Genomic DNA, 12,385 nt, shown 5'->3' with positions numbered 1-12,385 from the left:
TGGTCGCCACGACATTCGGCCACCATGCGCACGGCGCGCTCACGAACTTCGGGGGAGAACTTCACTGACTTCTTCATGGCTCTATCTTCTCAAGAACTAGAGCCTCCACCAAACCCGGGGCGATTCAAACTGTTCTTCCGCGACATCAAGACGACCATGGGGATGGATGTGCTGCGATGCCGAACCCCCGCCTTGGTAAAGAAAGAAGGCCTGATGTACTTCATTGCCTATAACGCTGTGCGTCGGCTGATCGTCGACGCAGCCAACGCCGTCGAAAGCCCGCCGCGCCGAATCAGTTTCAAAGCCAGCATCCAAGCCTTGCGGCAGTGGGAGCCGCAACTCCATCAAGGTGCTACCGACGCCAGCGAACGGCGGCGTTTGCTCGAGTCGCTCCGCGCGGCCATCGGCACTCGTCTGGTCAGCGCCCGACCAGGGCGACGGGAGCCACGATGTTTGAAACGACGTCCGAAGCCTTTCGCACTCTTGACAGCCCCTCGCCATCAAATGATTGAAGTACCCCATCGCGGCCGATACCGTGCAAATGTGGCTTAACTTAGTGCCATTCTGGTCTGTCCCCACGTTTGTCTGTACCTAAGCCTTCGACGCCGAAAAGCTCGAGAGCGCGACCAAGACCGGCTACGCTGCCACGCTGACTGTAATCGGGGACGATAAAAAGATCGAGTTCGAGGACGGTTCCTCCCTTGAGGTACATGAGCAGGATCTAGAGGCGAGCGCGCCGTAAGACTGAAGATCTGCCGGGGCAGATAGTACAGACAAGCCGCCTGCTGAACTACCGACGGGTCTTACTGGCCCGAATCCTCGCGAAGGTTCCGGGAAACGGATCAATACCGATTTGCCGGGCGGTTCGCAGGAAGTCTTTGACGGCTTGAGCGGCGGCAAGTCGACGACGCAGGATAATGGAGCCCAAGTAGCACCGAACCGTAGTTCGACTTCGCCCTGGAAAAGATGGCCAGGGGCCGCGCATCGATATCCCAGCCAACGGATCAAGGCCACATGAAACGATCCACTTTCCGCCAGAGGGCTAAGTGACCACGACCTGCGATTCCACAACCATGGAGCTTCTCCGCCGCGTCGTAGGGATGCGGCTGGAGAAGGTGGCGGCGCGTCGTTACCCAGGCGTTCTCGCATACAGCCAAGTCGTTGCGACGTTCGCTGAGGGTCTCTCGATCCGAGTCGATCTGAGCGACGAAACCGTTGTACCGATGTTCGAAGTCTTTGTTGCGCGAGCAAGGCCTGTTGAGCCGCCGAGCGAGCTGACCGAATGGGATCGGCTTGAACTGGGCGACTTCGTCGTTGCGAGCGTGTTCTTACTTCGCCGGGAAGAATGGATTGAGAAGCCGACGAAGACCACGTATCAGCCCGTTGGCCGGCATGGGGTCGAGCAAAAGTTCGGGGCTATCGGTGATGAAGACGACGAGCGTCAAACGGTCATCGTCGATTCAGGTGTCTGTTTCATCAGCACGCGCTGTGCTGAACTGAGTCTCGACGCTGACACGTTCCCCTTAGTGCTCCAGTTGCGTTATGAAGTTGCGCCATCGCAACTGCCGCAGGGCAGCAGGATTGCTGTCAACGAGCATCGGACACCGCAATAGATTCGGTGGCCTGAAAGACGCTCGTCCTGTGCAGGCGTTGTTCTATGCGGCCGAGTCGATGAGCGGCTAAAGGGGCCAGGTTCGATATATTCGCGACCGTTGCCTAGAGCGAGCCCATGTCCCGTCGCCCGCGCATCCATCTCAATCACGTACCGCTGCACATCGTGCAACGTGGTCACTCGTCAGCCTACTTCTTTGTCGAAGAGGACAACCACGCCTATCTGCACTGCCTGAGCGAAGCGGCTCACCAGCACCACCGCCGGCGGCAAGACGCTCGCCTACCAGTACGACGCAGCGGGCAACCGCACCCGTCTGACCTGGCCCGAGACCAGCTTCTACGTCACCACCACCTACGACGCGCTCAACCGTCCGAGCGCGATCAAGGAACTGGGCACGACCAACCTGGCCACCTACGCCTACGACGACCTCTCCCGTCGCACCACGGTCACGCTGGGCAACGGCACCACCACCAGCTACGGCTACAGCCCCCAGGGCGCGCTCGCCAGCCTCAGCCACAACCTCGCCGGCACCGCGCAGGACCAGACCCTCACCTACACCCGCAACCCCGTGCAGGAAATCGTGAGCCAGCGGGCTGCTACCTAACCGTGGCGCGGGGGCTAGGTTCTAGAAAAGCTACCGGTGTTACTAGTCAGATTAAAGAGCGTTGTTTCTGAAGCCGTAGACCTTGCGCTGCGTTCAAATAATGATATACAGTTACGACAAACAGATACTAATAAATTGAGTTTCCTTAAGGGAACTGCCGCCGCTTGGGCACTTTTCGAGCTGGGGAGTGCTATGGAGTGCAGCTGTATGCGGATGGATCTTCTCAAGCCTTTTGGGAATTATTTGCAGCTCCGGGAGGTGACAGTCCGCAGAAACGCGAGAGTCGCTGCAAGCGACCTTTCGCATTGTACGAGTTGCTCTGCTAGAGACCGTTTGTGTAATGCAACGGAAGCATTGCCGACCGAAGGAGGTGGTGATGAGTCGTGATGGCGAATTTCCCACGAAGCGCTGCTTGCATCAATGGAGTCGCCCCGGATATGGCTTCCGTACGGCCCTGATGCTGCATCCTGGCACTGCCATGAGATGTCTGTGATGACCTTGCGAGAAAATGCTAAAAGCATCAGATTGATGCTGCACTTTGGGAGTGCTGTCCGTCTGAATCACGGTGCAGGGACTGTTTTCGGTGGTGACGGTCCGGACTAGCCTCCAAGTTACCCGTGTCAAAGGTATGCAGGCGATGCCACAGAGTGCTTGTTTAGTGGCAACTGACACTCAGAAAATATCTCAAATGGGTGCAGGGAAATGAATCTAATTGGAAGAACGACGCGAAAACGTTATTACGAGGATCCGTATCTCGCTCATTGCTCAGCACAGGTCTTGCGCAGCAATGCGGACTATGTCGAGCTAGATTCAACGGTGGCTTATCCGGAAGGTGGAGGGCAAGAATCCGATCGCGGGGTGATTCACTTGCCTGATGGCCGCTGTATTCGCTTTGTGGAGGCGAAACGGATGTATGGTTATGCACCGCGTTTGGAGGGGTTTCCAGACATTCAGATCGATGGCGTGATCTGGCACATGGTTCACCCTGACGACCGGTCGGTTGCGGCCGGAATCGAGGAGGGCGTGTCGGTCGATATCGAGATTGACATTGAGAGACGTGCTCGACTGACTTTGAGCCATACTGCATCGCATCTCGTCTACGTAGGAATTGGTCTCTTCCGGCCAGATGCGATTCCGGGGATTCTTGGTTGCCACATCAAGCCCGAGGGGGCGCGGTTCGATTTCAAGGTGGCGGAGCGTTTCACACCAGAAGAGGTCGAGGCAATCACGATTTTCGCAAATGATTTGGTTTGCCGTAATGCTCCGGTTCGCGTCGAGTCACACGAGGTTCATGCCGACGCAAGGATCTGGCGCTGCGAAGCTCATCAGATGCCATGTGGAGGAACGCATTTGACATCCACTGGTTCGATCGGCCTCTTGAAGATCAGGCGTAAATGCCTGGGTACCGGGAAAGAACGGCTCTCATGTGAGTTCGTTGATGCGGCGCTGGATCTGTCGCCCTATCAAGGGCGGACGCCACTATGACACTCGGCACCTTTTCTTGACTGACAAAGTGTATAAGCAAACTGTCGCGTTTACGATGAATGGCTTTGGGGTAATTTAAATATCATGGATTATGGGCGTGAGTTCCTCGAGAAGCCTGCTTGGAGCCTTCACTTCTGACATGCCGGTGAGACATGATGTGCCTGTGAGCCACTGTCGGATTTTTTGACGCTCATCGGGCGGGGCGGACTCTCCAGCTTCGATAGTCGAAGATAAATCAATGAATTCAATGGGTTTATTTTTTTATCTTTATTGGGTATGATAATTGCATTAATGCGGCTGCTCGCGTTGTGCGCTGGGGTTGCCTGGCGTGCGGCGTGTGTTCTCGTGATTACCTGACCTGTTGGAGCTGCCATGTTCAAACGTCTTCTGAAGTCCTTACTCACGTCCGCCGCCTTATCGGGCCTGCTTGCCTCGGGGGCGGCGAGCGCTGTTATCGTTGTCGACTCCGGTGTCGACACCGAGACTCGCAGTTATGTCATCGGACCTGGCAGTACGGTCCATTTTCAGCCTGCATGGGTATTCGGAGAAGCTGACCTGCCGGAAGCAATCCAGCTTCATGGACGTTTCGACGCCAGCTTCGAGCGTCATTGGTGGTCGTACTACCTCGACTCGGATCCGACAGGTGAGCAAGTCAGTTTCACTCAAGAGTCCTATTGGTTGCGTCTGAGCAATCCGGCGCTATCGGCGACTGATCTTCCCGGCGATTTCTCGTTTCCGCTTTATTATCTTGGGCTCAGCGGGAACGCATTTGCCGGCAACGATGGAGCCTGCAACTTTCCCATGGGGCCGGGCATGTATTGCTCCGGAACCATACTGTTTGGATCGATTTCGTCACTGGCCGGAACACTGACCCCCACCGGATTGGAGCTGGAGGGCTTTGCTTCGATCGGGCAGTTGGCTGGATACCGCTACCGGATTGTCGCCGCCCCGGTTCCTGAGCCCGGTGTCTGGCTGATGTTCGGGGCAGGCCTCGGTCTGATCGGTGCGCTTGGCGTGCGTAAGCGCGGGGTCAGCGCTTCTTTGGATCAATAGTTGTTTGTGTGCCGGGGACGTCTGTGGGAAGTTCGCCCGAGGCGGCTGCTCCGGCTCACAGTCTTTTCTGGTATCGCCAGCAATGCATGTACGCTGTCCGAGCGCAGGCCATGAAAATGCAGAAAGTGTTTTTTGATGCATATGGCGTGGCTTGAATATTGCTTTAGAATCCTCCTGGATGTGTGCGAAAGCACGCTAGAACGGCGTTTCAACCTTCCGCGAGTGCGGAGTTCTATTATCAGGAGAGGACGATGAGCAATCATGCGATGCTCGTGACCTGGCAGGATGGGTATGCACTGGATCTGGACGAGATCGACGATCAGCATCGGATGCTGTTCGACATCATGAACCGTCTGTGGTCCGCCATCATCCGTCGTGCCGAGACGGTGGAGCTTGGTGGCATTCTGGAGGATCTTGAGCGTTACACGGTGTTGCATTTCACCGAAGAAGAGACCTTCATGCGTTCGATTTCGTACATGGGATTCGATGAACATATTGAACAGCACCGTCGCTTCGTCGACTACATCATTCAGGAGAAGCGGTCGGCACTTGCCGGTCGGCAGGTCAGCCTCGAGTTGATCCACTTCCTGCGCGACTGGCTGGTCAATCACATCCTGGTCGAAGACAAGCGCTATGCCGATCAGTTTCGTCAGGAGCGCCGGCCGGTGTCGTTATTGGGGCGTTTCTTCGCCCGTCTGCACTGAGACAGTGCGATCCAGGTGCCTTGGACCGGCTGCGCACACGCGCGCTGCCGAGGCCTGCGGCCTAGCGTAAAGGTGTGTGAACGAGGGCTTCAAGCTGCGCGAGCAGGCTGGTGCCCAGGTCATTGAGCGCACTCAAGCCAGCTTCCAGGGCATCGACCTGCCCCTTGGCATGTTGTTCGAGTACTTCGCCGGCTTGCTGATGTAGTCGATGGTGTAGCGTGGCAATGTTGGCAAAGGCCGGGTTCGAGCGATGGCGGGCTGAGGCGTCGGAAGCCTGCCACAGCGCCAGCCGGCAGTGCTGAGCGTCGAGAGCGGGGCGTTGGGTACGTTCGCCAACCAGATAGCTGGCGACCGCCGCAATGAAGGCGCGGTGTTCGACGATGGCGTGCAATAGCGGTTGATCGTCACGGCTGACCGGGTTCGTATTCGACCACGTCAAGGCGGGACGCCATTCCGCCACCCAGTTGGCGAGCGCATTGCCTGGCATCGGGCGGGCAATGCCATAGCCCTGCGCCAGTTCGCAGCCCAGCTGCAGCAGCAACTGACCATGCGCCAGACTCTCCACGCCTTCGGCGATGACCTGTCGCCGGAATGCGCTTGCCAGACCGAGCACGCCCTCCAGGATGGCGAGGTCGTCTGGGTCGTCGAGCATGTCGCGGACAAAGCTGCGGTCGATCTTCAGTTGCGACACGGGCAGTTGCTTCAGGTAGCTCAACGACGAGTAACCGGTACCGAAATCGTCCAGCGCGCAGCGCACACCCAACTCGCAGCAGGCTGCGATCGCGGATGAGGCCTGAGCCATGTCCTCCAGTGCACTGGTTTCGAGCACTTCCAGTTCAAGCAGGTCCGGCGTGATGTCCGGATGGGCGGCGAGCAGCGTCTTCAGGCGGTCCACGAAGTGAGCCTGCTGCAACTGGCGGGCGCCAATATTGACGCTGATGGGCAATGACAGGCCCGTTGCCTGCCATTGCTCCATCTGTTTGAGTGCCGTATCGATCACCCACTCGCCAAGCTGGATGGCCAGAGAATGGTCTTCGATGACGGGCAGGAAGGCTGCAGGTGCCAGCAGGCCGCGTTCAGGATGCTGCCAGCGGATCAGCGCTTCTGCACCGATCACCTTGCCGGTGCGCATGTTGACCTTGGGCTGGTAGTGCAACACGAATTCTTTTTCAGCCAGCGCGCGTGCAATGTGCTCGAGGCTTTCGTGATGCCCGCGCACATGGCGGTCCTGTTCAGCGTCGAATACGTGGTATCGATTCTTGCCGGCAAGCTTGGCCTGGTACATCGCCTGATCTGCCTGGCGTAGCAACTGGTCTGCGTCGACCTCTTCACTTTGCGGATAGAAGGTGACGCCCAGACTGGCCGAGAGGCGGAACTCGCAACCCTCCGCGTTCAAGGGCTGAGCGACGGTGGCGAGCAGGCGGTCCAGCATGGGCTCGACCGCGGCGGTGTCGGATAGATCGCCAAGTACGGCTACGAACTCGTCGCCACCCAGCCGCGCCAGGGTGTCACCTTCACGCAGGATCTGCCGCATGCTATTGGCCAGATTGATCAGCAGCTGGTCGCCCAGTTCGTGGCCGTGGCGGTCGTTGACGGCCTTGAAACCGTCTAGATCGAGGTAGGCCACCGCCAGCCGCAGGCTCCGGCGCTGCGCCTGGGTCATGGCCTGCTGCATGCGATCAGCCAGCAGCACTCGATTGGGCAGGCGGGTCAGCGCATCGTAGTGGGCAATGTGTTCGAGTCGTCGCTCGTGTTCTTTCTGGGCGGTAATGTCCGAGAACAACGCAACGAAATGGCGGATGTTGCCACCCGGATCGCGGACCGCGGTGACGGTCTGCAACTGGATGTACTCCTCGCCATTGCGGCGACGGTTCCAGATTTCGCCATACCAGTGCCCTTTGCCGATCAGCGCCTGCCACATTGCCTCGAAGTAGGCTGCATCGTGGCGTTCGGACGCAAGCAGGCTGGGATTGCGGCCGATCACCTCGTCCCGGGGGTAGCCGGTGATGCGGGTAAAGGCTTCATTGACGTCGATGATGCAGCCGTCCGGCGCCGTGATCATGATGCCCTCACGGGCGTGACTGAACACGTTGGCCGCCAGCTGAAGCTTCTGCTCGGCGAGTTTGCGCGCGTTGATATCGGCGATGACCCCGACCAGGCCGATCATGGTGCCGTCGGCATGGTGCAGGCGGCGCCCGGTCAGATGACCCCAGAATTCGGATTGATCCGCACGCCAGTACAAGCGGTCCAGATCGACGGCCGCAATTTCGCTGGTGAGCAGCGCCCGCATCTTGTCACGGCCGACGTTGCGTTCGTCCGGATGAATCAGGCTGACGTATTCAGCGCCGACCAGTTCAGCCAGGGACAGACCAAACATTTCCGCCATGCGTTGGTTGGCCTGGGTGATGCACCCTTGCGCATCCACTACGAAGATCGCGACGCTGGAAGTGTCGAGAATCTGCTTGAGCAAGCTCTCCCGTGCGGAGAGTTCCTGGTTGGCCTGGGCCAGCGCCCGGGTGCGGGCGGCCACGGTGTCCTCGAGTGTGGCATTGAGGCGGGCCAGCGCCCGGGTCGCCTCGCGCTGGCGGATGCGATCGAGGCCGCTATCGGCCATCATGCTGGCGAGTTGGGCGTAAAGCCGGGTGATGGATTCAACGCGCTCACGCGACACGATCGGGACTTGTCTGATGGCCCCCAGATAATCCGCTTCGTCGTAGCCAAAGCGTTGTGCCTGGCTGCGGAAGAAGTCGGTATCCGGCGGCGCGGTCAGAAACTGGCCGGTAAACACATTGGCGACATGCTTGCCCGCAACCACGATCCGCGCCGCGGTATCGACCAGACCGTTATGGCAGCGATAGACGGCAAATGGACTGCCGCGGGTCATGCTTTCCACCAGCGAGGTATCGCTTTCCACACACAGGCGGCAGCTTTGCGGATTGACGCGGTGAAAGTCGGTGCAGGCGCGTTGCCATCCTGCATGGACGATGACGGTACCGTCGACGTCGATGACGGCATTGGCGATGCCGACGACCTCGTTGAAACGCTCCATCAGTGCTTGCAGGCGCGGAATATCGACGAGATCGGCATATTTCATCTGCTCGGCGAGATTCACGTGTTGCGGTCCTTTGGGTCGAGTGGCAGTGGCGTGCAAGCGGCCGCGGCAATCTAGCGGTAAATTCCGCAAGTCAGTATGAACAATGCCGCGTTTGGCTCAAAATGGGTAGTCCCAATCTGAAATGTCGCGGCCGCGCGTCATCGGGGCGTCAGTGTGCGCTGACCTGGCCCTCCTCTTCATGTGCGGCTGTCAGGGCAGCGGCCAGATCCGGCATCAGGATCTGCGGCGTCAGCGTGGTGGAGGCCAGCGCCAGCAGTTGTGTGCGAATGGCTTCCGGCACCACGACGTAGCTTGTGATCGACTGCGCGGCCAGCCCCTCCACCATCTCTTCCAGTGCAAATTCGGCCGATAGATCCATGAAGGGCACGCGGCTGCAGTCGAACACGACCGCACGCGTGCCGATTACCGGATCCACCCGCTCCACCAGCTGACTGGCAGAGCCGAAGAAGAAGGGACCGCCGATCTCGATGACCCGCACCTGCCCCTCCATGCTGCTACCGGTGCCTGCCGCAGCTGGCCAGACCCGGAAGCTGGCCTGCCGGATCAGGCTGTGGATGATCAGGCCCATCGACAACACCACGCCGGCGCCCACTGCGACGATCAGGTCGACGAACACGGTCAGGCAGAACACCGTGCTCATTACCAGTACATCGGCCCGCGGCGCATTGCGCAGGCGCTTGAGCAGCCGGTAGTCGAGGATATCCACGCCCACCTTGATCAGGATGCCGGCCAGCACCGCCAGCGGTACATCGGTAGCCAGCGGTGCTGCGCCCAGCAGCAGGGCCAGCAGGAACAGCGCGTGCACCACGCCGGATAGTCGGCCGCTGCCGCCCGATTTGATGTTGACCACGGTGCGCATGGTCGCGCCGGCGCCGGGCAATCCGCCGACAAAGGCGCATAGCATGTTGCCCAGGCCCTGGCCGATCAACTCGCGATTCGGCTGGTGACGGGTGCGGGTGATGGAGTCTGCAACCAGCGAGGTCAGCAGGCTGTCGATGCTGCCGAGCAAGGCCAGGGTAAGGCCGAGGATCAGCACCGTAGTCCAGGTCTCCAGACTCAGCGTGGGGAGGTGCAGCGCGGGCAGACCGAGTGGAATCTCGCCGATCACCGGCACATTCAGTCCGAGCAATACCGACAGCAGGGTCATGCCGATCAGTGCGATCAATGGCGCAGGCACGATGCGGCTGACACGTACGGGAGCAAGGAACACGATCAGCAGCGTCAGCGCGGCCAGCAAGCAGGCCTGGCCGTTGAAGGCGGCCAGCGTGGCCGGTAGCCGGAGTAGCGCTTCGGGCGGGGAGTGGGGCGGCGGCGCGCCAATCGAGGGCGCAAACTGGATCAGGATGATGATGACGCCGATGCCGCTCATGAAGCCGGATACCACCGGGTAGGGAATGAAGCGCACCAGCCCGCCGGCGCGCAGCATGCCCATCGCAATCTGCAACAGTCCGCCGATCAGTACCGCGGCCATTGCCAGCGCCATATTGTTGCCGACTGCCAGCAGGACCGAGGCGAACACGACCGTCATCGGGCCGGTGGGGCCGGAGATCTGCATCCGGGTGCCGCCCGCAAGCGCCGCCACCAGCCCCAAGGCAATGGCCCCGTATAGCCCGGCCGCCGCACCTGCACCGGATGCAACACCAAATGCCAGGGCCAGTGGCAGCGCCACCACGCCGGCGGTCACCCCGCCGAACAGGTCGCCGCGCCATCGTCCAGCCGAATCTGCACGCTCCATCTAGCCTCCCTGTGTGTTCGAGCCCTGCGGGCGGGCTGTGCTCGGGACGCTGTTCTCCCCGCATTGTTGTCGGTATGGGGCGGGACGATGCGGCAAAACGCCGTGGCGGGCAAGCTGCAGTGCGGTATGTGTGCGAATGCAACAGGGGGACGGCAGCGCTTGCGGGGCGGCTTTGTGTGCAAGTATTATTGCGCATCGACTGATCGTGCAAATGTGTTTGCATGAATGTATCTGATGCCTCATCCGCAGTGATGGGAGGTGTCACGCCACGGAGCCCGGTTTGAACCCTTCATCACACCCTGCCACCCCTCCTGCGCTTCCCGATAGCGTGGCGGCCTTGCGCGAGCTGGTGGTGCGCATCAGTCGCGGTGAAGTGCCGCTGGCCATCGGTCACAAGGCGCTGACGGTGCTTGCCCAGTTGGTGGAGCGTCCGGAGGAGGTCGCCGTCAGCAGCATCACCACTCTGGCGACACAGCTGGGGGTCAATGCCTCGACGCTGTCACGGCTTGCCCGAAATCTGGGTTACGAGAACTTTGCCCGTTTCCAGCAGGTGTTTCGCGATGGCGTCACCCGGGCACACCCGCGTTTTTACTCTGGCCAAGGTCAGCGCCTGCTGGATGTTAACGAGGACGATGATGGCGAGGGCGCCGGACGTCAGGTTGTCGTTCAGCTTGCACGTGAATCCATCCGCAACATCGACGCTTGCCTGGCGCAACTCGATGAGGCCGAGCTCCAGTCGGTGGCGGGCCGGCTGGTGCGTGCACGACGCGTGCGCGTGCATGGGGTTCGCCAGATGCATGCATTGGCCAGCCTGCTGGCCTATGGCCTGGGGTTGATCCGGCCCGATGTCGGCATGCTGGACGGTCCGGGGCAGGGGGTGGCGGCTACGCTGGCGCAGATGCGTCGCGGCGATGTGCTGGTGCTGTGCAGCGTGGCGCCCTATAGCCGCCAGGCGGCCGAGGTGGCACGGGCCGCGGCTGCGGTGGGGCTGGTGGTGGTGGCCATCACCGATACCCGGGCCTCGCCGATTGCGGTGCATGCCGACCATGCCTTCTTCATTCCGCATGCCAGCAGTTTCATCAGCAACAGCCTGGCAGCCCATGTGGTGTTCTGCGAAGGGCTGATCAACCTGGTGGCGCGTGAGCTGGGTGACAAGGCGCTCGATGCGCTGGCGCGCCAGGAGCGTTTCATCGAGGAGCTGAATATCGAAACACGTTGAGCCCCGCATGCGCGGGCGGCGTCAGGTCGCCTGCAGTCGAACATCCATCGCATTCCACCGGAGTCCTCGTCTTCATGTCCTACGAAACCCTGATCTACGCGATGTCCGAAGGCATCGCCGAAATCCGCCTGAACCGCCCGCATCGCCTCAATGCGGTCACCGCCACCCTGTATGCCGAGCTCAATGATGCGCTGACGCGCGCCGAAGCCGATCCCGATGCCCGTGTCGTGTTGCTGACGGGCGAGGGGCGAGCCTTCTGCGTCGGCGCCGACCTCAAGGAGCACAAGGCCGGACGTACTGCCTTCGACCGCCGTCAGTACCTGCAAGGCGAGCAACAGGTGTGCAAGCGCCTGCTGTTGCTGAAGAAGCCGGTGATCGCCGCGGTCAATGGCTTTGCGCTGGGTGCGGGGGCCGAGATGGCGATGGCGTCCGACTTCATCCTGATGGCCGAGAGCGCGCAGATCGGTTTGCCCGAGATCAGCATCGGCAATTTCCTGGGCGGCGGCGTGACCTGGTTGCTGCCGCGTCTGGTCGGTCTGGCCAAGGCACGCGAGTTGGTGTTTCTGGGCGAGCGCATCAAGGGCGACGAGGCGGTACGCATCGGTCTTGCCAACCGGGTGCTGCCCGATGAGGGCTTCGTTGCCGCGGCGCGCGAATTTGCCGCCCGGGTGGCGAGCAAGGCACCGCTGTCGATGCAACTGGCCAAGGAGCAGCTCAACATGGCGGCCGAGCGTGGTCTGGATGCTGCGCTGACCGCAGAACTCGAAGGCATGACCTTCGTCGCCACCACCCGCGATTGGCAGGAGGGCGTCGATGCCTTTGCCGAAAAGCGTACCCCGGTGTTCAAGGGAGAATGAC

Annotated in this window: 8 protein-coding genes and 1 pseudogene; 7 read left to right on the top strand and 2 right to left on the bottom strand. The window is 60.6% G+C overall.

What is annotated here, in order from left to right; translation table 11 throughout:
* The 5 genes and pseudogenes from DNK49_RS23970 to DNK49_RS21380 form a co-directional block, all read left to right on the top strand.
* Window positions 1-552: pseudogene (locus DNK49_RS23970) on the top strand (hypothetical protein); the annotation flags it as partial.
* A gap of 521 nt (window positions 553-1,073) precedes the next feature.
* Window positions 1,074-1,613 carry a hypothetical protein gene (locus DNK49_RS21400; RefSeq protein ID WP_133255141.1) on the top strand — a complete coding sequence of 180 codons (540 nt, stop codon included), beginning with the start codon at window positions 1,074-1,076 and terminating at the stop codon, window positions 1,611-1,613.
* A gap of 1,305 nt (window positions 1,614-2,918) precedes the next feature.
* A complete protein-coding gene (locus tag DNK49_RS21390; protein WP_110529705.1) occupies window positions 2,919-3,701 on the top strand; it encodes an alanyl-tRNA editing protein in 783 nt (260 codons plus the stop codon).
* Between the two features lie 372 nt (window positions 3,702-4,073).
* Complete coding sequence (locus DNK49_RS21385; protein ID WP_110529702.1) at window positions 4,074-4,754, top strand: PEP-CTERM sorting domain-containing protein; 681 nt, start codon at window positions 4,074-4,076, stop codon at window positions 4,752-4,754.
* 251 nt (window positions 4,755-5,005) lie between these two features.
* Window positions 5,006-5,458: a bacteriohemerythrin gene (locus tag DNK49_RS21380; protein ID WP_110529699.1), complete on the top strand. Its 453-nt coding sequence runs from the start codon at window positions 5,006-5,008 to the stop codon at window positions 5,456-5,458.
* Between the two features lie 61 nt (window positions 5,459-5,519).
* Here the strand turns inward: DNK49_RS21380 and DNK49_RS21375 are convergent, their stop codons facing one another.
* Both DNK49_RS21375 and DNK49_RS21370 read right to left on the bottom strand, forming a co-directional pair.
* Window positions 5,520-8,570 carry an EAL domain-containing protein gene (locus tag DNK49_RS21375; protein WP_110529695.1) on the bottom strand — a complete coding sequence of 1,017 codons (3,051 nt, stop codon included), beginning with the start codon at window positions 8,568-8,570 and terminating at the stop codon, window positions 5,520-5,522.
* A gap of 151 nt (window positions 8,571-8,721) precedes the next feature.
* Window positions 8,722-10,308: a SulP family inorganic anion transporter gene (locus DNK49_RS21370; protein WP_110529692.1), complete on the bottom strand. Its 1,587-nt coding sequence runs from the start codon at window positions 10,306-10,308 to the stop codon at window positions 8,722-8,724.
* Window positions 10,309-10,588: 280 nt separating this feature from the next.
* Here DNK49_RS21370 and DNK49_RS21365 point away from each other — a divergent pair, with 280 nt between their 5' ends.
* Together DNK49_RS21365 and DNK49_RS21360 are read left to right on the top strand one after the other, a co-directional pair.
* The gene (locus DNK49_RS21365; RefSeq protein ID WP_207807068.1) at window positions 10,589-11,527 is read left to right on the top strand and encodes a MurR/RpiR family transcriptional regulator; all 939 of its coding nucleotides are present in this window, start codon (window positions 10,589-10,591) and stop codon (window positions 11,525-11,527) included.
* A 74-nt stretch (window positions 11,528-11,601) separates the two neighbouring features.
* Window positions 11,602-12,384 (top strand): enoyl-CoA hydratase/isomerase family protein, encoded by a 783-nt coding sequence (locus DNK49_RS21360; protein ID WP_110529689.1) that lies wholly within the window; start codon window positions 11,602-11,604, stop codon window positions 12,382-12,384.
* Window position 12,385: the final 1 nt, after the last annotated feature.

The organism is Parazoarcus communis SWub3 = DSM 12120, from assembly GCF_003226565.1.
GTDB lineage: Bacteria > Pseudomonadota > Gammaproteobacteria > Burkholderiales > Rhodocyclaceae > Parazoarcus > Parazoarcus communis.
Note: the sequence above shows the minus strand (reverse complement) of the source record. Positions and strands in the feature narration are given on the sequence as shown.